This window comes from Duffyella gerundensis, from assembly GCF_001517405.1.
Lineage (GTDB): Bacteria > Pseudomonadota > Gammaproteobacteria > Enterobacterales > Enterobacteriaceae > Duffyella > Duffyella gerundensis.
The window spans coordinates 2,954,177-2,974,763 of the sequence record NZ_LN907827.1 but is presented as its reverse complement, the minus strand read 5'-3'; the positions used below and the strand labels follow the sequence as shown (position 1 = coordinate 2,974,763).

Here is a 20,587-nt window from a genome sequence, read left to right as displayed (position 1 = left end):
CATTTGCTGTTCATCACTGACGGCGACAACCCATGCGCTTTACGCTAAAGTAATGTCTCACTGACTGGATGCCCGGAGCGGTAATGTACGATCAATACGACGCCCTGATTTTCGATATGGACGGCACTATTCTCGATACGGAGCCTGCTCATCGAAAAGCGTGGTCGCAAGTATTAGCACGCTACGGGATGGCATTTGATGAATCAAAAATGATTGCTTACAACGGTTCGCCTACCTGGCGTCTGGCGGAAGTCATTATCGCTGAGAATCAGTTTGCAATGGATCCACATCAGTTAGCTGCTGAAAAAAACGCTGCGGTTAAAACACTGCTGCTGGATGATGTACGCGCTTTGCCATTAGTTGACGTCGTCAAAGCCTGGCATGGTCGTCGCCCGATGGCAGTAGGCACCGGTTCTGAACGCGCAATGGCTGTCGCACTGCTAGATAAGTTGGGCATCCTGCATCACTTTTCCGCCATTGTGGGCGCTGATGACGTCAGCGAACATAAACCCCATCCGGAAACATTCCTGCGTTGTGCGCAATTGCTGAGCGTGGCGCCAGAAAAATGCATTGTTTTTGAAGATGCGGATTTTGGATTACAGGCTGCACGTGCGGCAGGCATGGATGTGGTGGATGTTCGCCTGTTGTGAATGACTGGCTGAGCTACAGCTCGTTGTTGACCAGCAGTTTTCTGAGCGCCACGCTGTTGCCGGGGAGTTCAGAAGTAGTGCTGGTGGCGTTGATAACCGCAGGGAAAGGCAATATCACCGGGTTAGTTTTTGCCGCATCGGTCGGTAACACGCTGGGCGGGTTAACAAATATTTTGATTGGTCGCTTACTGCCGGGCAAACCGCAGGGGCGATGGCATGACACAGCAATAACGTGGTTGCGTCGGTTTGGTCCAGCAGCACTGTTGTTAAGCTGGTTGCCAGTTGTTGGCGATCTGCTTTGCGTCCTTGCCGGTTGGCTACGCTTTTCGTGGCTTCCGGCAATGCTGTTTTTAGCTATCGGCAAAACGCTGCGTTATATCCTAATAACGATAGCCACTTTACAGGGCATGGAATGGTGGCATTGATTCGCGAAGATTCGAGGCTACGGTTAACATTATGCTGAACAAAAATAAATTATTATCTGAGCGGGAGGTCAATGTGATCCCGGACGTATCCAAGGCGCTTTCCTGGCTGGAAGCCCACCCTCAAGCGCTGAAAGGCATTGGCCGTGGCATTGAACGCGAAACGTTGCGCGTGCAACCAGACGGTAAGCTGGCGACAACGCCTCATCCACACAGCCTGGGTTCAGCATTAACCCATGACTGGATTACCACCGACTTTGCAGAGACACTGCTTGAGTTCATCACGCCGGTGGATCAGGACGTTGATCATCTGCTCGCGTTTTTGCGCGATATTCATCGCCATGTTGCGAAAGATCTGGGCGAAGAGCGCATGTGGCCGTTTAGCATGCCCTGCATCATCGAAGACAGCGACAAGATTGAACTGGCGCAATATGGCTCGTCCAATATTGGCCGGATGAAAACGCTTTATCGTGAAGGATTAAAAAACCGCTATGGCGCGCTGATGCAGACCATTTCAGGTATCCATTATAACTTCTCGCTGCCGCTCTCTTTTTGGCAGGAGTGGGCTGATGTGAAAGATGCAGAAAGCGGCAAAGAGACCATCTCCGCCGGCTACCTGCGTCTGATCCGTAACTACTACCGTTTTGGCTGGATTATTCCTTACCTGTTCGGTGCTTCACCCGCGGTATGCTCTAGCTTTTTGCAGGGCAAAGAGAGCAAGCTGCCGTTTGAAAGCAATGATAACGACACGCTATGGTTGCCTCATGCCACTTCTTTACGTCTGAGCGACTTAGGTTATACCAATAAATCGCAAAGCAATTTAGGGATTACCTTTAACTCGCTGGCAGGCTATGTTGAAGCCCTGAAGCGCGCGATCAAAACGCCATCCGAAGAGTACGCGGCGATGGGCATCAAAGATGCTGATGGTCACTGGTTACAGCTAAACACCAATGTGTTGCAGATCGAAAACGAGCTGTACGCGCCGATCAGGCCAAAGCGTGTTACGCGGCCGGGTGAGGCACCTTCTGACGCGCTGCTGCGCGGCGGTATTGAATACATTGAAGTGCGTTCACTGGACATCAATCCGTTCTCGCCTATTGGTGTGGATGCTAATCAGGTACGCTTCCTCGACCTGTTCCTCATCTGGTGTACACTCGCAGATGCGCCGGAAATGTCCAGCGCTGAGCTGCTGTGTGCACGTCAAAACTGGAATCGGGTGATTCTGGAAGGACGCAAACCGGGCCAAACCATTGCAATGGGATGCGAAGAAGCCGAACAGCCGCTGCGCGACGTGGGTCGAGCACTGTTCGAAGATTTCAGCCGCGTTGCGGAAGTGTTGGATCGTGAGCAGGATGAGCCGCATTATCAGAAGGTGTGCGAACAGCTGGTCGCCTCTTTTGACGATCCGGAATTGACCTATTCTGCGCGTACGCTGCAGGCGCTGAAAGAGGGCGGTATTGCAGAAGTAGGCGCTGCATTAGCGGAACAGTATCGTCATATGCTCTCTGAGGAGCCGCTGGAAGTGCTGACCGAAGAGGCGTTCTCTCAGCAAGCGCTGGCGTCGATCAATAAGCAGAAGGCGTTAGAAGAGGGCGATACGTTGAGCCTGGAAGAATATCTGGCCAGCCGCAAAGGCTAGAAAAGAAAAAGGCCACATCAATGTGGCCAAATTAACATCTCTGTTGTCAGGGATGATGATAACAAATGCGCGTCTTTCATATATTCAGACGTTGAGTACCGAAAAAAGTTTCATCGTTCGGAAAATTTTTTTAAAAAGAGGTGACAACATGCCATTGCTGGACAGCTTTACCGTAGACCATACTCGCATGGCCGCTCCCGCTGTACGTGTAGCGAAGACCATGAATACACCACATGGCGACACCATCACGGTTTTTGATCTGCGTTTCTGCGCACCAAACAAAGAAGTGATGCCTGAGCGCGGTATTCATACGCTCGAACATCTCTTCGCCGGTTTTATGCGTAATCATCTCAATGGCGATGGCGTTGAGATTATTGATATTTCGCCAATGGGATGCCGGACTGGCTTCTATATGAGCCTGATCGGTACGCCAGACGAGCAGCGCGTTGCCAGCGCATGGAAAGCCGCGATGGCCGATGTGTTAAAGGTCGACGATCAAAACAAAATCCCTGAGCTGAATGAATATCAGTGCGGCACCTATGAGATGCATTCACTTGATGAAGCGCAGGATATTGCTCGTCACATCATTGAGCATGACGTACGTGTGAACCACAACGATGAGTTGGCATTACCTGCAGATAAACTGCAGGAACTGCACATCTAGTCAGCATGTAGTCAGCATGCAGCGACAAAAAAGGCGGCCAGTTGGCCGCCTTTTTTATTGAGCAGAGATCAGGAGCCCACGGATTCTTTAACCGTTTTCTTCGGCTTGATTCTGACCTGTTTAACCATATTTTCCTGCACATCAAGAATATCGATATCGTAATTACCGATTTTGACGCGCGTGTTGGCGCTGGGGATCTCCTGTAGCACTTCCAGCAGCATCCCATTGATAGTGCGCGCCTCTTCTTCAGGTAGCGTCCAGTTAAAGGCTTTGTTGATTTCACGAATATTGGCGCTGCCTTCGATCAACACCGAGCCGTCACTTTGCGGCATCACTTCTTCCGCCAGGCTCGGTGACATCGATGTGGTGAAATCGCCGACGATCTCTTCAAGGATATCTTCAATGGTAACAAGGCCTTTGATATCGCCATATTCGTCCACCACCAGACCCACTTTCTTTTTGTTGCGCTGAAATTTGACCAGCTGGGTATTTAGCGGCGTGCCTTCCGGAATGTAGTAAATCTCATCGGCCGCGCGCAGCAGGGTCTCTTTATTGAACTCTTTTTTCTCGGTCATCAGGCGCCACGCTTCACGGACACGCAACATGCCGACGGTATCATCAAGCGAGTTACGATAAAGCACAATACGGCCGTGCGGCGAGTGCGAGAGCTGACGAGCAATAGATTTCCAGTCGTCGTTGATATCAATACCCACGATCTCATTGCGCGGCACCATGATGTCATCGACGTTGACCTTTTCGAGATCCAGCACCGACAGCAGCATATCCTGATTGCGATTGGACATCAGCGAGCGCGATTCATAAACAATGGTGCGCAGCTCTTCTTTGCTTAGCGCGGAGCTGATCGCCGCATCGGTTTTAATGCCCACCATGCGCATTAAAACGCGCGTAATGCTGTTCAGTAGCCAAACCAGCGGCATCATGATGATCTGTAGTGGCCCCAACAACAGGCTGCTGGGATAAGCCACTTTGTCAGGGTAAAGCGCGGCAACGGTCTTAGGCAGAACCTCGGCAAACACCAGTACGGCGAAGGTCAGAATACCGGTGGCAATAGCCACGCCCGCATCGCCATACAGGCGCATGCCAACAATGGTTGCCAGCGAAGAGGCGAGGATATTAACCAGGTTGTTGCCAATCAGCACCAGGCTGATTAGGCGATCGGGGCGACGCAGCAGTTTCTCTACCCGACGAGCAGCGCGATGGCCACTTTTAGCCTGATGGCGCAGCTTATAGCGATTCAACGTCATCATGCCGGTTTCCGAGCCCGAGAAGTAGGCGGAGACGAAAACCATCACAACGAGTGTAATAATAAGCGTAGTGGTTGAAACATGTTCCAACGCGAAAGTCCCTTAGTTGAGCAGTAATTAGCGAGTGATAAGATGTTGCAGCATGCGGCTGCCAAAATAGGCCATGGTCAGCAGTAGTGCACCGCTGCAGTTGAACCAGACTACGCGACGTCCGCGCCAGCCTTCATGATAGTGCCCCCACAGCAGAACGATATAGACAAACCAGGCAATAATCGACAGCACGGCTTTATCAACGTTCTCCGGGCTAAACAGATCGTGCATGTAGAAAAGGCCGGTGCACAGTACCAGCGTCAGCAGCACCACGCCAATCTGCGTGATATGAAACATTTTCCGCTCAATGCTCATTAGCGGCGGCATATCGTTATTGAATGCCAGCTTTTTGTTTTTTAACTGATAATCAATCAGCGCCAGCTGCAGGGCATAGAGCGCGGCGATGATCAGCGTCGCGTAAGCCAGCAGAGAAAGACCGATGTGGATCATCATGCCCGGCGTTGTTTCCAGATGCGTGATAAACGCATTGGGCACAAAGGTGGCGAACGCCAGATTTATCAGCGCAAAGCTGTAAACCACCGGCAGCAGTAACCAGCCGCGATTGCGCGATGCAACAATCGTCATGATGCTGCATATGACCAGACTGACCAGCGAACCGATGTTGAGCAGGCTCAGGTTCTGACCGCCATCAAAGGCGAAAATGCGCTGTTGCAGAGCAATGGCATGCGCAACCAGTGCAATCACCGCTGAGAGCACGGCAAGTTTGCGCCATGCGCTGCTTTGTCTGAGCAAGCCAGGGATAATCAGGGCAAGACTGAATGAGTAGGCGAAGAGCGCCAGGATCGCAAAAACGGACATAAGTTGATTCAGGTACCGGCCAGATAAGGAAAAAAGCAGTATAGCGCCAGCAACAGCATGCTCCAAACGATCTCACTGCCAATTGCAGAGATCGCTGACGCTTCGTGTTATAATCCGCGCAATTGTGCCGCTATTGCGGCCTCTCTTAATTCTGAGTGAGAGACAATGTTTGATAATTTAACCGATCGTTTATCGCAAACCCTGCGCAATATCAGTGGCCGCGGAAGGCTGACCGAAGAAAATATTAAAGAGACGCTGCGCGAAGTGCGTATGGCCCTGTTAGAGGCTGACGTAGCGTTACCAGTGGTCCGCGACTTTATCAATCGCGTAAAAGAACGTTCCGTTGGCCATGACGTTAACAAGAGCCTGACCCCCGGCCAGGAATTCATCAAAATCGTGCGTAACGAACTGGTTAACGCGATGGGCGATGAAAATAACCAGCTGAATTTAGCTGCTCAGCCGCCAGCAGTGGTGCTGATGGCTGGCCTGCAGGGTGCGGGTAAAACAACCAGCGTCGGTAAGCTGGGTAAGTTTCTGCGCGAGAAGCATAAAAAGAAAGTGCTGGTTGTTTCCGCTGACGTTTATCGCCCTGCGGCGATCAAGCAGCTCGAAACGCTGGCTGAACAGGTTGGCGTCGATTTTTGTCCGTCCGACTTGAGCCAGAAACCGGTTGATATCGTTAAAAATGCCCTGAAAGAAGCGAAGCTGAAGTTCTATGATGTGCTGCTGGTGGATACCGCCGGCCGTCTGCACGTAGACGAAGCGATGATGGATGAGATCAAACAGGTTCACGCGGCGATCAATCCCGTTGAAACGCTGTTTGTTGTCGATGCCATGACCGGCCAGGATGCTGCCAATACGGCAAAAGCTTTTAACGAAGCGCTGCCGCTTACCGGTGTGATTCTGACCAAAGTTGATGGTGATGCGCGCGGCGGTGCGGCACTCTCCATTCGCCATATCACCGGCAAACCGATCAAGTTCATGGGTGTTGGCGAAAAAACCGAAGCCCTGGAACCGTTCTATCCTGAGCGTATCGCCTCGCGTATCCTTGGTATGGGCGACGTATTGTCGCTTATCGAAGATATCGAAAGCAAAGTTGACCGTGCACAGGCTGAAAAACTGGCCAGTAAGCTTAAAAAAGGCGACGGCTTCGATCTTAACGACTTCCTTGAGCAGCTTAAGCAGATGCGCAACATGGGCGGTATGGCGAGCCTGATGGGTAAGCTACCAGGCATGGGCCAGTTGCCGGATAACGTTAAGTCACAGATGGATGACAAAGTTCTGGTGCGTATGGAAGCGATGATCAACTCCATGACGCGCAAAGAGCGTGAAAAACCAGAGATTATTAAAGGCTCACGCAAGCGCCGTATCGCGGTGGGCTCAGGTATGCAGGTGCAGGATGTCAATCGTTTGCTGAAGCAATTCGATGATATGCAGCGCATGATGAAGAAGATGAAGAAGGGCGGCATGGCGAAAATGATGCGTGGCATGAAGGGTATGATGCCACCTGGTTTTCCTGGCCGTTAATCAATTCAGCACATAAAGCCCGCAAAGGTTATGTAGTTTCGATTGCTTTTTGCGCCAAAATGAGTAAAATTTTCGGGCTTTTTATAACACACCCGGACCCCGTTCCTCGATGGGGGCCGGGTGTTTTATTCACTAAAGAGGATGTTATGGTTACAATTCGTTTGGCACGTCACGGCGCTAAAAAGCGTCCGTTCTATCAGGTCGTCGTTACTGACAGCCGCAATGCACGTAACGGTCGCTTCATCGAGCGCGTTGGTTTCTTCAACCCGATCGCATCTGGTCAGGCTGAAGGTCTGCGTCTGGACCTGGATCGTATTGAGCACTGGGTTGGCCAGGGCGCAACGCTTTCTGATCGCGTTAACGCGCTGATCAAAGAAGCTAAGAAAGCAGCTTAATCTGTCACGGTGGTTAGCATGAGCAAGCAACTCGCCGCACAGCCTCCCGTCACGCCAGTGGTTTTAGGCAAAATGGGCTCGGCCTACGGCATTCGTGGTTGGCTCAAAGTGTTTTCATCCACCGAAGACGCTGAAAGCATTTTCGATTACCAGCCGTGGTTTATTCAACGTGCTGGTAAATGGCAGCATGTCGAGCTGGAAAGCTGGAAACGCCATAATCAGGACATGATCATCAAAGTCAAAGGCATTGAAGATCGTGATGCTGCGGTACTGCTGACCAACTGCGAAATCTTTGTCGATTCGCAGCAGCTGCCGGAACTGGAAGAGGGTGACTACTACTGGAAGGACCTTATGGGCTGCCAGGTTATCACCACTGAAGGTTACGAGTTAGGTAAAGTCGTCGATATGATGGAAACCGGCTCCAACGATGTACTCGTTGTGAAAGCAAACCTGAAGGATGCATTCGGTGCGCAGGAACGCTTAATCCCGTTCCTTGATGAACAGGTTATCAAGAAAGTCGATCTCTCTACCGGCACCATTGAAGTAGATTGGGATCCTGGTTTTTGATCTCCGGACAAAGCGGTAACGTAACGGCGAACGCGATGTGGATTGGTGTAATCAGCCTGTTTCCAGAGATGTTTCGTGCTATTACCGACTTCGGGGTAACTGGCCGGGCAGTAAAAAATGGCCTGCTCAGCATTGAGAGTTGGAGTCCGCGTGACTTCGCTCACGACCGGCACCGTACCGTAGACGATCGTCCGTACGGCGGCGGACCGGGAATGCTGATGATGGTGCAACCTTTACGGGACGCTATCCACGCAGCGAAAGCGGCGGCAGGGGAAGGCGCTAAGGTGATTTATCTTTCACCTCAGGGACGCAAACTGGACCAACAGGGCGTTTGCGAGCTGGCAGCGCAGCAGAAGTTAATTCTGGTGTGTGGCCGCTATGAAGGTATCGACGAGCGCGTAATCAAAACCGAAATTGATGAAGAATGGTCAATTGGCGATTACGTTCTCAGCGGCGGGGAACTTCCGGCAATGACGCTGATTGATTCCGTATCCCGGTTTATTCCGGGCGTATTGGGTAAGCAGGCGTCAGCAGATGAAGATTCGTTTTCAGATGGCTTGCTGGATTGTCCGCACTATACCCGCCCTGAAGTGTTAGAAGGGATGGAGGTTCCGCCAGTTTTGCTGTCGGGCAACCATGCTGAGATCCGCCGGTGGCGCCTGAAACAGTCGTTGGGCCGTACCTGGCTTAGAAGACCTGAACTTCTGGAAAACCTGGCTCTGACTGAAGAGCAAGCTAAGTTGCTTAACGAATTCCAACGGGAATGTCGTCAGCAACAAAACGATGATGCGGAAGAGTGATCTTCCTTAAATATCAGTTTACCCAGGATAAGAGAATTAATTATGAGCAACATTATTAAGCAAATTGAACAAGAGCAGATGAAACAGGACGTACCTTCATTCCGTCCGGGTGATTCCGTGGAAGTGAAAGTATGGGTCGTTGAAGGTTCTAAAAAACGTCTGCAGGCATTCGAGGGCGTGGTTATCGCTATTCGTAACCGCGGTCTGCACTCTGCATTCACTGTTCGTAAAATTTCCAACGGCGAAGGTGTTGAGCGTGTATTCCAGACTCACTCACCAGTAATTGACAGCATTGCTGTTAAACGTCGTGGCGCTGTGCGTAAAGCCAAACTGTACTACCTGCGTGAGCGTACTGGTAAGTCAGCTCGTATCAAAGAGCGTCTTAACTAAGGTATCGCTAACGCGACATCCAAAAGTTAAAGTGAATCAGGGGGTTGGCAAGATGCCAACCCCTTTTTTGTGCGTCACGTTGGGTGAACGTTAGGGCGTAACAGGCCTAAATTTGCAGCGATGGTATTGATCGGCTTACGCGTTAACGCATTACCGGCAGGGAGACTAAAGAAAGTCAGGCGCCATAGAAACGATTTTTATTTTTGTTTGCTGCTAGCGTCAACGGCAGTCTGGCTTTGTCTTGTACGCTGGCTGCCTGCAAAAGCTTGCGATCAAACGCCACCATATCCATCGCCTGGCCGTCATTTTCAAACACAAAATTCTGATGGGGCAAAATGCTGTAATGCTGAGTCATTGGCTCTGTCCAGCTATGAACGCTTTCGCCAGACCAGAAAATGTTTTCCTGAATCCTTTTGGCTGGGTTGCCAGCCCAGCTACAGTTTGATTTCACTGTTTTCCCGGCTAGCACGCTCATTGCACCCACTATGCTGCCTGAATGAATCACGCTGCCTTTCAGTATCATTGCATGCTGTCCAATCCACACATGATCGCCGATGACGATGCTTTTTGAAGGATTGATCCTTTGCATGTTGGTTGCGTCGTAAATCAGGTGAGCATCGGAATTCCTGATCCAGATATCAAAAGAAAACATGCACTGATTACCCAGGATGAAATTTTGCCCTTCAGAAATGATGACATTCAACTTTTCGTTAAAGTAGTTGTTCTGGCCCACATAAGCGGCAGAGTGAGAAAATATGACCATGTTCATTTCATAACTAAAGCAATTGCTGCTCAGATAAATGACAGCATTGTCACCTTTGAAGGATATTGTTGAATTGGTGAAAGTAATATTATCCTCAAAAATTAGTAAATTATTTTCACCGACGAAGTTAATTGTGCTGTTAACCATGCGGGGATGGGTGCCCAGACAGGCATTATTCTTAAGATCCTTCAGTTGAGCGCCATCTTCAATGATCATCTATTTTCCTGCGATTGTGACTCAGTTTTAACTACGACACTCTCTGCCATAAAAATCAGTCTACTGTTGAGAGCTTTTAAGGAATCAGTCAGCCTGTTAACAGCGACACGGCCGGCGGCAGGCTTAATCCCTAAACTAACTTACCAGGCGTATAAAACGCTTTGACTGATTAACAAGCATTTCATGCCGCCAGAGTTCATCAGGCATGACCTGCTGCCCATTATTTCAGCAATAGCAGGAAAAGAATCATGTCAGCATTCCAACTGATGGCTATAGGTTACTGGGCGTGTGTAAAGATAATATTACATAAGCTAATTTTAAATTATTCATGTTATTCAATTTGTTGTATTATTTTTAAGGGTATTTAATTGAATATGGTAATAAATATGTACAGTCTGGATTGCAAGTTTTACATGCTGTGGTAAATTAATGCTCATTCCTCGCTGAGGATCAAACATATGAATTAAAGGATCCTGATCATGCAAAAAGATGCGCTAAACAATGTACACATCACCAATGAGCAAATTCTCATTACGCCAGAAGAGCTGAAACGTAAGATCCCGCTGGAACCTCGTCTTGAGTCACAGGTTGCTGCCTCTCGCCAAACCATTGCGGACATCATTGCTGGACGCGATCCACGTCTTCTGGTGGTATGCGGCCCGTGTTCAATTCACGATACCGAAGCTGCGCTGGAATATGCGAGTCAGCTGAAGCAACTGGCCGAAGAAGTGCAGGATGAACTCTATATTGTTATGCGCGTCTACTTTGAAAAACCCCGTACCACCGTAGGCTGGAAAGGGCTGATCAACGATCCTTACATGGATAACTCGTTTGATATGGAAGCCGGACTGCATATTGCGCGTGAACTGTTGGTGAGTTTGATTGAGATGGGTTTACCTCTTGCCACTGAAGCGTTAGATCCAAACAGCCCGCAATACCTTGGCGATCTGTTTAGCTGGTCGGCGATCGGAGCCCGCACCACTGAATCACAAACCCACCGCGAGATGGCGTCAGGCCTGTCGATGCCGGTTGGATTCAAAAATGGCACCGATGGCAGCCTCGGCACCGCTATCAACGCGATGCGTGCTGCCGCCATGCCGCACCGTTTTGTGGGTATCAACCAGGCAGGGCAAGTTTGCCTGCTGCAAACCCAGGGTAATCCTGATGGGCACGTGATTTTGCGTGGTGGTAAAGCACCAAACTACGGTCCGGAAGATGTGGCGCAGTGTGAGAAAGAGATGGTTAAAGCAGGACTGCGTCCGGCCTTGATGATAGATTGCAGCCATGGCAATTCTAACAAAGATTTTCGTCGTCAATCTGGCGTAGCAGAATCCGCCGTTGCGCAGATCAAAGATGGTAATCGCTCAATTATTGGCCTGATGTTAGAAAGTCATCTTAATGAAGGCAATCAATCTTCAGAGCAGCCGCGCAGCGAAATGCGTTATGGCGTATCCGTAACCGATGCCTGTATTAATTGGGAAACTACCGAGACCTTGCTGCGCAGCATGCAACAGGATCTGCAGGGCGTGTTGACGAAACGTCTTTCCTGAGAGGTTAACAGTATATGGTGGCTGAACTGACCGCATTACGCGATCAAATCGATACGGTCGATAAAGCACTTCTTGACCTGCTGGCGAAACGCCTGGCGCTGGTTGCAGAAGTGGGCGAGGTTAAAAGCCGCTATGGCTTACCGATATATGTGCCTGAGCGTGAGGCGAGCATGCTTGCTTCGCGACGTAAGGAAGCAGAAGCGCTGGGTGTACCTGCTGATTTAATTGAGGACGTACTGCGCCGGGTGATGCGCGAGTCCTACACCAGTGAAAATGATAAAGGCTTCAAAACGCTGAATCCGGCTTTGCGACCGGTGGTGATTGTAGGTGGCAAAGGGCAGATGGGGCGGCTATTTGAAAAAATGCTGACGCTGTCGGGTTATCAAGTGCGAATTCTTGATAAGGACGAATGGCCACAGGCGGAGTCGCTGTTAAATGATGCAGGCATGGTCATTATCAGCGTACCGATTCATCTGACAGAAGAGATTATTGCCTCACTGCCAGCGCTGCCTGACGACTGTATTTTGGTTGATTTGGCTTCGGTGAAGAATAAACCGTTACAGGCGATGCTGGCGGCGCATAGCGGGCCAGTATTGGGGCTGCATCCGATGTTCGGCCCTGACAGCGGTAGTCTGGCGAAGCAGGTTGTCGTGTGGTGTGATGGCCGCGAGCCAGAAGCGTATCAATGGTTCCTGGAGCAGATTCAGGTCTGGGGCGCACGTATACATCGTACCAGCGCCGTTGAGCACGATCAGAATATGGCTTTTATCCAGGCGCTGCGGCATTTCGCCACCTTCGCGTATGGATTGCATCTGGCTGAGGAAAACGTGCAACTCGATCAACTGTTGGCGCTTTCCTCACCCATTTACCGGCTGGAGCTGGCAATGGTGGGGCGCTTGTTTGCTCAGGATCCACAGCTTTATGCTGACATCATTATGTCGTCTGAAAGCAACCTGGCGTTGATCAAGCGTTACTATCAACGCTTTGGCGAAGCCATTGCGCTACTGGAAAATGGTGACAAGCAGGCGTTCATTAACAGTTTCCGCAAGGTTGAACATTGGTTCGGCGATCATGCCCAACGATTTATGCTTGAGAGCCGCACGCTGCTGCGTTCGGCAAACGATATTCGTCAGTAATCGCTGAATGCATGCGCGATAAATAAAAAAACGCCGACTGCAGAGTCGGCGTTTTTTTATTACCCGTGTCGCATATCAGGCGGGATCGACCGGAATAACGTTTTCGCCAGGATAGCAGCCAAGCACTTTCAGCGAACGGGTAATTGCGGTTAATTCGCGCAACGCATGCTGCATCGCCTCTGAGCGTAAATTGCCCTGTACATCAAGATAAAACATCTCTTCCCAAGGGTTGCCGTTGATTGGCCGCGATTCAAGTTTGCTCATGATGAGGTTGTGCTGGCGCAATACCAACAGCGCTTCCACCAGCGCACCGGCTTGCTGGCCGGTTGCCATGATCAGCGTTGTTTTCGCTGGCACCTGCGACGATACCTCAACGGCTTTACGCGCCAGGATAATAAAGCGCGTGATATTTTGCTGTTGATTAGCAAGATGGCGTTCGAGCACCTTTAGCTGATACAACTCGCCGCCTGCTTCGCTGCCGATAGCCGCAACGGTGGGCGAATTCATAGCCGCAACTTTCTCCATTGCCGCAGCGGTGCTTTCGGTATATTCAATTTTCCAGTGTGGAAAACGATTTAAAAATTGGCTGCACTGCTGAAACGGCTGTGGATGGCTGTAAACCGTGTCGATTTTCTGCAGATCGGCTGCGCCCGCCACCAGAATGCAATGATCAATCGGCACGGTCATTTCACCCACTATAGACAGGCTGGTTTGCTGCAGCAGATCATAAACATCGTTGATTGAACCGGAACTGGTGTTTTCAATCGGCAACACGGCGTAATCCGCCTGTCCGGTTTCCACCAGTTTTATAATGTCGTGAAATTTAAGGCAGCCGCATTCCACATAGTTTTCAAAATGGCGAGTCGCATACTTACGGGCTGCCAGATGTGAGTAGGAGCCTTTCGGGCCAAGAAAGGCGATACGTGCCGATTGCAGCTGAGTTTGATTCAAATCCTTTTGCAGCAATGCCTGCTGCGTCAGAACTGAATCCTCAATGATCAGCTGAAATAGCCGGGTAATGTAATGCGCATCAAGCTTATGTACTTTGCCCAGGGTAATCAGATGCTCAAGCAGCTGACGTTCGCGTTCGGTATCGCGGATCGGGCGTTTGGTGGCCATTTTGGCCTGAGCCACACCAATGGCCAACTGGCGGCGTTCAGCCAGCAGCTTCAGCAGTTTCTCATCTACGGCACTGATTTTATCGCGCAATACCAGTAAAGGGTTGTCGGATGTCATAGGGCTACCTGTAAGCGGTGCAATAAAAAAAGCCTCCCGTTTGGGAGGCTTTGATGTTCGTCTTCGGTTTCTTTCTCACACGACGCATCGCCTCCCTGTTAGGGGAAAATAAAAAAGAAGGCGAAGAAAAACGGTGATAGTTTCATTAAATGTTCCACAAAAACCAGGGGATAACCTTACCCGTAGCAATTTCATGCTGTCAATAAAAAACGCGCCCTGAGGCGCGTTATTCATGGCGAGATAATCAACTGGCGATACTGATATCTTTTACGCTGGCGTTGGCCCGACGAGCTTCGCCTTTATGCTGCACTTTATTCAGTTGGCGAACCAGCTTGGCAATCAGCTCATTAATAGCGGTATACATGTCTTCATGCTTGGCGCTCGCGACCAGCGTGCCGTTAGGGGTGTTGATGGTTGCATCGGCAACAAAATCTTTGGGTTCTTTGGAAAGGACAATATGAGGATTAATCAGATCGGTTTGCCATTTTTCTAACTTGGCGAGGCGTTCCTCGACGTGCTGGCGAATGGCTTCAGTGATTTCCATCTGCTTGCTGGTAATGTTCACAATCATCATTAATACCTCTCTGTTGTTTCCGGATTGGTAGGTTCAGCATAACGTTTAAGGCAGTTATTTGTGTGACGTAGGTCACGAAAAAATGTCACTTTATGTCAATGAGAAGGATTTGTGAGGTGCTTTCCCAAACCTGCGCAGTGCCGCTTGAGCTGTGAGAAATTAACAGGCATAGTTGATGAGTTAACGCAGGCGAAACGGCAGAAATAAGCGCGGTTCACCGCCATAAAAAAGGCAGCCTGAGGCTGCCTTTTTAGTTTGAAGCAGATCGTTTTCAGGCCGGATTAGCGGCAATCAGCTTAGCAACTTTGTCTGCTTCAGCATTTAGCTGCAGCTTACGGTAAGCGTTTTCCATCAGCGGCAATGCCTGGCGCGTTGCCTGCGTATCATTGTAATCACGCATCATTCCCTCTACACGATTAACAACAGCGACATAAGCCCCGCGTTTAGTATAGAATTGCGCCACAGAAAGCTCATATTTAGCCAAACGGTCTTTCAGGTAAACTAAACGCTTATTGGCATCGGTAGCATATTGGCTGTTCGGATAGTTCCGCAGCAGCTGCGAAAAGTCACGAAATGCATCACGTGCATGGGTCGGATCGCGATCCGAACGATCGATACCAAAAAAGCCCTGTAATGCAGAATCATCCAGCGCCATGTCAGTCAGTCCTTTCATGTAGACGACATAATCAATATTTGGATGAGTCGGATTCAGACGCATAAAGCGTTCAATAGCTGCCTGAGCCAGCGGTAAATCGGCATTTTTGTAATAAGCGTAAATGAGATCAAGCTGCACTTGCTGTGAGTAAGGACCAAACGGATAGCGGTTATCCAGCGCTTCGAGTTGCGTTATTGCTCCTTTGAAGTTACCGTCCTGCAGCTTTTGCTGAGCCGTAGCGTAAAGCTCAGATGGCGGGCTGTCAGGTACCGTATCCTTGGAGCTGGAGCAACCGACCAGTGCCAGGCTCAACGTGGCTGCAGCCACCAAATATTTCATACGCGTCATGACGATTTGCTTATCCTCAAAGTGTTAGTGCGGAAGCTGTCCGTTAAGCTTCCGATAGTGACCGGGTACGATAGCACATTATATTAAACGGCATCGCCGTGAAAACCCAACGTTAACGAAGAAGCTGTATATGGCACAACTAGTACAACTCACCGCAACGGTGTCTGAGTCGCAACTTGGACAACGCTTAGATCAGTCTTTAGCAGAATTGTTCCCTGATTATTCCCGTTCTCGCATTAAAGAGTGGATTCTTGAGCGCCGTGTAACGGTAAATGGCGCAATTGTCGACACACCCAAAGAGAAAGTCCTGGGTGGAGAGAAGGTCGCCATTGATGCGGCTATCGAAGAAGCGCAGCGCTGGGAAGCGCAGGATATTGCACTGGATATCGTTCATGAAGACGATGACATCCTGGTCATCAATAAACCGCGTGGGCTGGTGGTACATCCAGGCGCAGGCAATCCTGATGGCACGGTGCTCAATGCGTTGCTGCATTACTATTCGCCAATCATGGATGTGCCGCGTGCAGGTATTGTGCATCGTCTTGATAAAGATACCACCGGCTTGATGGTGGTGGCGAAAACGGTACCGGCGCAAACCTATCTGGTTGAATCGCTACAGCTGCGTGAAATCACGCGCGAATATGAGGCGGTGGCCATTGGCCGCATGACCGCAGGTGGCACGGTGAATGAACCGATCAGTCGGCATTCAACGAAACGCACCCACATGGCCGTGCACCCAATGGGCAAGCCAGCCACAACGCATTACCGCATCATGGAACATTTTCGTGCGCATACTCGTCTGCGACTGCGTCTCGAAACCGGCCGAACGCATCAGATTCGCGTGCATATGTCACATATCAACCATCCATTAGTCGGCGATCCACTTTATGGTGGCCGTCCGCGTCCGCCAAAAGGCGCTTCTGATGAATTCGTGCAGACGCTGCGCGGCTTCGATCGTCAGGCGCTGCATGCGACGATGCTCCGTTTGTACCATCCTATTACCGGTATTGAGATGGAGTGGCATGCACCCTTGCCACAGGATATGGTTGAGTTGAATGCCGCTCTGAAGGCCGATACTGAAATGTTCAAGGACCAGCTTGATTGGTAAGTCACCTGATCATTCCTGACTGGCCGGCACCGGCTAATGTTCGGGCCTGTTCAACAACACGTGCGGGCGGCATCAGTGCTGCACCCTGGGATTCGTTGAATCTTGGCGCGCACGTGGGTGATAACCCGGCAGCCGTCGCGGCAAATCGTCAGCGTCTGGTAGCGTTGGCCTCACTGCCAACCATGCCGATATGGCTTGATCAGGTTCATGGTACCGATGTTGTGCACCTGACTGAGGCCTTTGACCGGCCTCCGCAAGCCGACGCCGTCTGGAGCAACCACGCTGCTATGCCGTGTGCCGTAATGACGGCAGATTGTTTACCTGTATTGTTTTGCTCTTATGATGGCACAGAGGTCGCGGCGGCACATGCAGGATGGCGCGGCCTGTGTGCAGGCGTGCTGGAGAATACGCTGGCGCAGTTTAGCGTTCCCGCTGCGCAGATTCATATCTGGCTGGGTCCTGCAATTGGCCCACAACGTTTTGAAGTCGGTGGGGAAGTGCGCGCTGCCTTTATGGCGCATGACGCTGAGGCCGCCACAGCCTTTGTGCCAGCTGGCGAGAAATACCTCGCTGATATCTGGCAATTAGCCTGTCAGCGTTTAACCGCCTGTGGCGTAACCTCAATCAGCGGCGGCACGCATTGTACCGTTTCTGAACCTGAACATTTTTTCTCCTGGCGGCGCGACGGATCAACCGGTCGTATGGCAACTTTGGTTTGGCTGTTATAACCTTGCACCACAAGACGATCCGGTAGCGTATTTTTTATACCAGATACAGGTCATAAACCTTGAAAACTTGAGGTAAGACCTCATTTAATCTCCAGTAGCATTATGACCTTAATGGGAGGAATTATGCGTCTGGATCGTCTTACCAATAAATTTCAGCTGGCTTTAGCTGATGCCCAATCGCTTGCTCTCGGGCGTGATAACCAATTCATCGAACCTCTTCATCTGATGAGCGCATTGCTTAATCAGGAAGGCGGATCTGTACGGCCTTTATTGAGTTCTGCCGGAACCGATGTTGCCGCATTACGCAGCAGTATCGAACAGGCTATCAGCCGTTTGCCGCAGGTTGAAGGCGCGGATGGTGATGTGCAACCTTCCGCCGATCTCATCCGCGTGCTCAATCTTTGCGACAAGCTGGCGCAAAAACGCGGTGACAATTTTATTTCATCTGAGCTATTTGTCCTGGCGGCACTCGATTCGCGCGGTTCTCTGGCGGATCTCCTGAAAAATGCAGGTGCTACTCAGGAGAAGCTAAACCATGCCATTGAACAACTTCGTGGAGGAGACAACGTGAACGATCAGGGTGCTGAAGATCAGCGTCAGGCATTAAAAAAATACACTGTCGATCTCACCGAGCGTGCGGAGCAGGGCAAGCTTGACCCGGTCATTGGTCGTGACGAAGAGATCCGTCGCACGATTCAGGTATTACAGCGCCGTACCAAGAATAACCCGGTGCTGATTGGTGAACCGGGCGTGGGTAAAACGGCGATTGTTGAAGGACTTGCTCAGCGGATCATTAATGGCGAAGTGCCTGAAGGCCTTAAAGGCCGTCGGGTGCTGGCGCTGGATATGGGTGCACTGGTGGCCGGTGCTAAATATCGCGGGGAGTTCGAAGAACGCCTCAAAGGAGTGCTCAGCGATCTTTCTAAGCAGGAAGGCAACGTAATCCTGTTTATTGACGAGCTGCACACCATGGTCGGAGCCGGTAAAGCCGATGGTGCGATGGATGCAGGCAACATGCTTAAACCTGCGCTGGCTCGCGGTGAGCTGCATTGTGTTGGCGCAACCACGCTTGATGAGTATCGGCAGTATATAGAGAAGGATGCTGCTCTGGAGCGCCGTTTCCAGAAGGTGTTGGTGGCTGAGCCCAGCGTGGAAGATACGATTGCGATTCTGCGTGGCTTAAAAGAGCGCTATGAGCTGCATCACCATGTGCAGATCACCGACCCGGCTATTGTGGCCGCTGCGACGTTATCGCACCGCTACATTGCCGATCGCCAGCTGCCGGATAAAGCTATCGACCTGATTGACGAAGCCGCATCAAGTATTCGTATGCAGATTGACTCAAAACCAGAGGCGTTGGATCGTCTGGAGCGGCGCATTATTCAGCTCAAACTTGAGCAGCAGGCTCTGAAGAAAGAGTCCGATGACGCCAGCATTAAGCGGCTTAACATGCTGGAAGAGGAACTTAATCAGAAAGAGCGCGAATACGCTGAGCTGGAAGAAGAGTGGAAAGCAGAAAAAGCATCGCTGTCAGGCACGCAGACTATTAAAGCAGAGCTTGAGCAGGCGCGATTGGCCATTGAGCAGGCACGTCGCGTAGGTGATTTAGCGCAGATGTCTGAACTGCAATATGGAAAAATTCCGGAGCTGGAGAAACAGCTGGCCGCGGCGACGCAGTCAGAGGGCAAAACTATGCGTCTGTTGCGTAACCGCGTGACCGAGGTAGAAATTGCTGACGTGCTGGCGCGTTGGACCGGTATACCAGTGGACCGCATGATGGAAGGCGAACGTGACAAGCTGCTGCGCATGGAGCAACAGTTGCATTCACGCGTGATTGGTCAGAATGAGGCGGTTGAAGCGGTATCGAATGCGATTCGCCGCAGCCGTGCTGGCCTGGCCGATCCAAATCGACCTATCGGCTCCTTCTTGTTCCTCGGTCCGACCGGGGTCGGGAAAACGGAATTGTGCAAAGCGCTGGCGAACTTCCTCTTCGACAGTGACGATGCGATGGTGCGGCTCGATATGTCTGAGTTTATGGAGAAGCACTCTGTTTCACGACTGGTGGGTGCACCTCCAGGCTATGTCGGTTATGAAGAGGGCGGATATCTCACTGAGGCGATACGTCGTCGGCCTTACTCAGTGATTTTGCTGGATGAGATAGAAAAAGCGCATCCGGACGTATTTAACATCCTGCTTCAGGTACTGGATGATGGACGCCTCACGGATGGACAGGGCAGAACGGTTGATTTCCGCAATGCGGTCGTCATCATGACATCAAACCTCGGATCGGATTTGATTCAGGAGCGCTTCGGTGCAGTGAATTATGACGAGATGAAGAAAGTGGTGATGACAGTGGTTGGCCAACATTTCCGCCCTGAGTTCATTAACCGTATCGATGAGCTGGTGGTCTTTCACCCTCTGGCCGAATCGCATATTGCTTCTATTGCTAAAGTGCAATTGCAGCGGCTGTACAAGCGTCTGGAAGATCGCGGCTTCACGATCGATATCTCAGATGATGCATTGATACTGCTGGGACAGAATGGCTACGATCCGGTTTATGGCGCGCGTCCTCTGAAACGCGCTATTCAGCAACAGATAGAGAACCCGTTAGCGAATCAAATCTTGGCGGGAACTTTGTTGCCTGGTAAAAACATCAAGCTTGATGTTGAAGACGGCCAAATCGTCGCTCATCAATAAGTAGTATCCGTCAAAAATGGGCCTTTGGGCCCATTTTTGTTGGTTTTTTATACTATCGCAGGCCTTTTAAGGCTATTTTGTTTGCAAAATAAGCAACTGAAATAATTTCTGCATTTAGGGGTTGCCACCCCGCAGAAAATCCCTATACTGCGCCTCCACTGACACGGAACAACGGCTTACACAGCGGCGTGTCAGGAAGAGATAAGTGAGAAAATCCTTGACTCTTCAGCGGGAAAGCGTAGTATACGCAACCCGCGCTACTGAGAATGTAGCGCCGCTCTTTAACAATTTATCAGACAATCTGTGTGGGCACTCGCAGGATTGATATCAGCGTCTCCGGACGCAAAA

Annotated in this window: 21 protein-coding genes and 1 other annotated feature; of the genes, 14 read left to right on the top strand and 7 right to left on the bottom strand. The window is 50.6% G+C overall.

The window, feature by feature from the left end:
* Positions 1 to 83 precede the first annotated feature (83 nt).
* The 4 genes from yqaB to luxS all read left to right on the top strand — a co-directional run bounded on the left by yqaB (position 84) and on the right by luxS (position 3,375).
* Positions 84 to 650 carry a fructose-1-phosphate/6-phosphogluconate phosphatase gene (yqaB, locus tag EM595_RS13750; protein WP_067433155.1) on the top strand — a complete coding sequence of 189 codons (567 nt, stop codon included), beginning with the start codon at positions 84 to 86 and terminating at the stop codon, positions 648 to 650.
* Positions 647 to 1,075: a YqaA family protein gene (locus tag EM595_RS13745; RefSeq protein ID WP_067433152.1), complete on the top strand. Its 429-nt coding sequence runs from the start codon at positions 647 to 649 to the stop codon at positions 1,073 to 1,075. The genes yqaB and EM595_RS13745 overlap by 4 nt, the downstream gene beginning before the upstream one ends.
* A 31-nt stretch (positions 1,076 to 1,106) precedes the next feature.
* Positions 1,107 to 2,711, top strand: coding sequence for a glutamate--cysteine ligase (gshA, locus tag EM595_RS13740; protein ID WP_067433150.1), 1,605 nt, complete (start codon positions 1,107 to 1,109; stop codon positions 2,709 to 2,711).
* A 148-nt stretch (positions 2,712 to 2,859) separates the two neighbouring features.
* Positions 2,860 to 3,375, top strand: coding sequence for an S-ribosylhomocysteine lyase (gene luxS, locus EM595_RS13735; RefSeq protein WP_067433147.1), 516 nt, complete (start codon positions 2,860 to 2,862; stop codon positions 3,373 to 3,375).
* A 68-nt stretch (positions 3,376 to 3,443) separates the two neighbouring features.
* Here luxS and EM595_RS13730 read toward each other — a convergent pair whose 3' ends face one another.
* Positions 3,444 to 4,730: an HlyC/CorC family transporter gene (locus EM595_RS13730; protein WP_067433144.1), complete on the bottom strand. Its 1,287-nt coding sequence runs from the start codon at positions 4,728 to 4,730 to the stop codon at positions 3,444 to 3,446.
* A 27-nt stretch (positions 4,731 to 4,757) separates the two neighbouring features.
* Positions 4,758 to 5,549 (bottom strand): cytochrome C assembly family protein, encoded by a 792-nt coding sequence (locus tag EM595_RS13725; protein ID WP_067433141.1) that lies wholly within the window; start codon positions 5,547 to 5,549, stop codon positions 4,758 to 4,760.
* A 165-nt stretch (positions 5,550 to 5,714) separates the two neighbouring features.
* On the opposite strand from EM595_RS13725, the gene ffh reads away from it, so the two are divergent.
* The 5 genes from ffh (at position 5,715) to rplS (ending at position 9,228) form a co-directional block, all read left to right on the top strand.
* Positions 5,715 to 7,076, top strand: a complete 1,362-nt coding sequence (gene ffh, locus EM595_RS13720) for a signal recognition particle protein (protein ID WP_067433138.1) — start codon at positions 5,715 to 5,717, stop codon at positions 7,074 to 7,076.
* A 146-nt stretch (positions 7,077 to 7,222) separates the two neighbouring features.
* Positions 7,223 to 7,471: a 30S ribosomal protein S16 gene (rpsP, locus tag EM595_RS13715; RefSeq protein WP_007893313.1), complete on the top strand. Its 249-nt coding sequence runs from the start codon at positions 7,223 to 7,225 to the stop codon at positions 7,469 to 7,471.
* 18 nt (positions 7,472 to 7,489) lie between these two features.
* A complete protein-coding gene (rimM, locus tag EM595_RS13710) occupies positions 7,490 to 8,038 on the top strand; it encodes a ribosome maturation factor RimM (RefSeq protein WP_067433135.1) in 549 nt (182 codons plus the stop codon).
* Between the two features lie 35 nt (positions 8,039 to 8,073).
* Positions 8,074 to 8,838: a tRNA (guanosine(37)-N1)-methyltransferase TrmD gene (trmD, locus tag EM595_RS13705; RefSeq protein ID WP_067433132.1), complete on the top strand. Its 765-nt coding sequence runs from the start codon at positions 8,074 to 8,076 to the stop codon at positions 8,836 to 8,838.
* A 42-nt stretch (positions 8,839 to 8,880) separates the two neighbouring features.
* Complete coding sequence (gene rplS / locus EM595_RS13700; RefSeq protein ID WP_003849035.1) at positions 8,881 to 9,228, top strand: 50S ribosomal protein L19; 348 nt, start codon at positions 8,881 to 8,883, stop codon at positions 9,226 to 9,228.
* 175 nt (positions 9,229 to 9,403) lie between these two features.
* On the opposite strand, the gene EM595_RS13695 is transcribed toward rplS, so the two are convergent.
* Complete coding sequence (locus EM595_RS13695; protein ID WP_067433129.1) at positions 9,404 to 10,207, bottom strand: acyltransferase; 804 nt, start codon at positions 10,205 to 10,207, stop codon at positions 9,404 to 9,406.
* A 479-nt stretch (positions 10,208 to 10,686) separates the two neighbouring features.
* Between EM595_RS13695 and EM595_RS13690 the strand changes: the two genes are divergently transcribed.
* Positions 10,687 to 11,757 (top strand): 3-deoxy-7-phosphoheptulonate synthase, encoded by a 1,071-nt coding sequence (locus EM595_RS13690; RefSeq protein WP_067433126.1) that lies wholly within the window; start codon positions 10,687 to 10,689, stop codon positions 11,755 to 11,757.
* Positions 11,758 to 11,771: 14 nt separating this feature from the next.
* Positions 11,772 to 12,893 carry a bifunctional chorismate mutase/prephenate dehydrogenase gene (tyrA, locus tag EM595_RS13685; protein ID WP_067433124.1) on the top strand — a complete coding sequence of 374 codons (1,122 nt, stop codon included), beginning with the start codon at positions 11,772 to 11,774 and terminating at the stop codon, positions 12,891 to 12,893.
* A gap of 75 nt (positions 12,894 to 12,968) precedes the next feature.
* Here tyrA and pheA read toward each other — a convergent pair whose 3' ends face one another.
* From pheA to bamD, 4 genes are all read right to left on the bottom strand, one after another.
* Positions 12,969 to 14,129, bottom strand: coding sequence for a bifunctional chorismate mutase/prephenate dehydratase (gene pheA / locus EM595_RS13680; RefSeq protein WP_067433121.1), 1,161 nt, complete (start codon positions 14,127 to 14,129; stop codon positions 12,969 to 12,971).
* A gap of 22 nt (positions 14,130 to 14,151) precedes the next feature.
* Positions 14,152 to 14,276 (bottom strand) — a sequence feature (Phe leader region).
* A complete protein-coding gene (gene pheL / locus EM595_RS21300) occupies positions 14,228 to 14,275 on the bottom strand; it encodes a pheA operon leader peptide PheL (RefSeq protein ID WP_187486813.1) in 48 nt (15 codons plus the stop codon). Its footprint overlaps the feature before it by 48 nt.
* A 97-nt stretch (positions 14,277 to 14,373) precedes the next feature.
* Complete coding sequence (gene raiA / locus EM595_RS13675; protein ID WP_067433118.1) at positions 14,374 to 14,700, bottom strand: ribosome-associated translation inhibitor RaiA; 327 nt, start codon at positions 14,698 to 14,700, stop codon at positions 14,374 to 14,376.
* Positions 14,701 to 14,974: 274 nt separating this feature from the next.
* Positions 14,975 to 15,706: an outer membrane protein assembly factor BamD gene (bamD, locus tag EM595_RS13670; RefSeq protein WP_067433113.1), complete on the bottom strand. Its 732-nt coding sequence runs from the start codon at positions 15,704 to 15,706 to the stop codon at positions 14,975 to 14,977.
* A 130-nt stretch (positions 15,707 to 15,836) separates the two neighbouring features.
* Between bamD and rluD the strand changes: the two genes are divergently transcribed.
* The 3 genes from rluD to clpB all read left to right on the top strand — a co-directional run bounded on the left by rluD (position 15,837) and on the right by clpB (position 20,239).
* Positions 15,837 to 16,814 carry a 23S rRNA pseudouridine(1911/1915/1917) synthase RluD gene (gene rluD, locus EM595_RS13665; protein ID WP_067433110.1) on the top strand — a complete coding sequence of 326 codons (978 nt, stop codon included), beginning with the start codon at positions 15,837 to 15,839 and terminating at the stop codon, positions 16,812 to 16,814.
* Positions 16,808 to 17,542 (top strand): purine nucleoside phosphorylase YfiH, encoded by a 735-nt coding sequence (gene yfiH / locus EM595_RS13660; RefSeq protein ID WP_067433108.1) that lies wholly within the window; start codon positions 16,808 to 16,810, stop codon positions 17,540 to 17,542. Before rluD ends, yfiH begins: the two co-directional genes overlap by 7 nt.
* A 123-nt stretch (positions 17,543 to 17,665) precedes the next feature.
* Positions 17,666 to 20,239, top strand: coding sequence for an ATP-dependent chaperone ClpB (gene clpB / locus EM595_RS13655; RefSeq protein ID WP_067433106.1), 2,574 nt, complete (start codon positions 17,666 to 17,668; stop codon positions 20,237 to 20,239).
* Positions 20,240 to 20,587: the final 348 nt, after the last annotated feature.

Coding starts and splice junctions, on each gene's coding strand:
- yqaB (WP_067433155.1), top strand. CDS start 84: ATGTACGATCAATACGACGCCCTGATTTTCGATATGGACGGCACTATT.
- gshA (WP_067433150.1), top strand. CDS start 1,107: ATGCTGAACAAAAATAAATTATTATCTGAGCGGGAGGTCAATGTGATC.
- luxS (WP_067433147.1), top strand. CDS start 2,860: ATGCCATTGCTGGACAGCTTTACCGTAGACCATACTCGCATGGCCGCT.
- EM595_RS13725 (WP_067433141.1), bottom strand. CDS start 5,549: ATGTCCGTTTTTGCGATCCTGGCGCTCTTCGCCTACTCATTCAGTCTT.
- ffh (WP_067433138.1), top strand. CDS start 5,715: ATGTTTGATAATTTAACCGATCGTTTATCGCAAACCCTGCGCAATATC.
- rpsP (WP_007893313.1), top strand. CDS start 7,223: ATGGTTACAATTCGTTTGGCACGTCACGGCGCTAAAAAGCGTCCGTTC.
- rimM (WP_067433135.1), top strand. CDS start 7,490: ATGAGCAAGCAACTCGCCGCACAGCCTCCCGTCACGCCAGTGGTTTTA.
- trmD (WP_067433132.1), top strand. CDS start 8,074: ATGTGGATTGGTGTAATCAGCCTGTTTCCAGAGATGTTTCGTGCTATT.
- rplS (WP_003849035.1), top strand. CDS start 8,881: ATGAGCAACATTATTAAGCAAATTGAACAAGAGCAGATGAAACAGGAC.
- EM595_RS13695 (WP_067433129.1), bottom strand. CDS start 10,207: ATGATCATTGAAGATGGCGCTCAACTGAAGGATCTTAAGAATAATGCC.
- EM595_RS13690 (WP_067433126.1), top strand. CDS start 10,687: ATGCAAAAAGATGCGCTAAACAATGTACACATCACCAATGAGCAAATT.
- tyrA (WP_067433124.1), top strand. CDS start 11,772: ATGGTGGCTGAACTGACCGCATTACGCGATCAAATCGATACGGTCGAT.
- pheA (WP_067433121.1), bottom strand. CDS start 14,129: ATGACATCCGACAACCCTTTACTGGTATTGCGCGATAAAATCAGTGCC.
- raiA (WP_067433118.1), bottom strand. CDS start 14,700: ATGATTGTGAACATTACCAGCAAGCAGATGGAAATCACTGAAGCCATT.
- bamD (WP_067433113.1), bottom strand. CDS start 15,706: ATGACGCGTATGAAATATTTGGTGGCTGCAGCCACGTTGAGCCTGGCA.
- rluD (WP_067433110.1), top strand. CDS start 15,837: ATGGCACAACTAGTACAACTCACCGCAACGGTGTCTGAGTCGCAACTT.
- clpB (WP_067433106.1), top strand. CDS start 17,666: ATGCGTCTGGATCGTCTTACCAATAAATTTCAGCTGGCTTTAGCTGAT.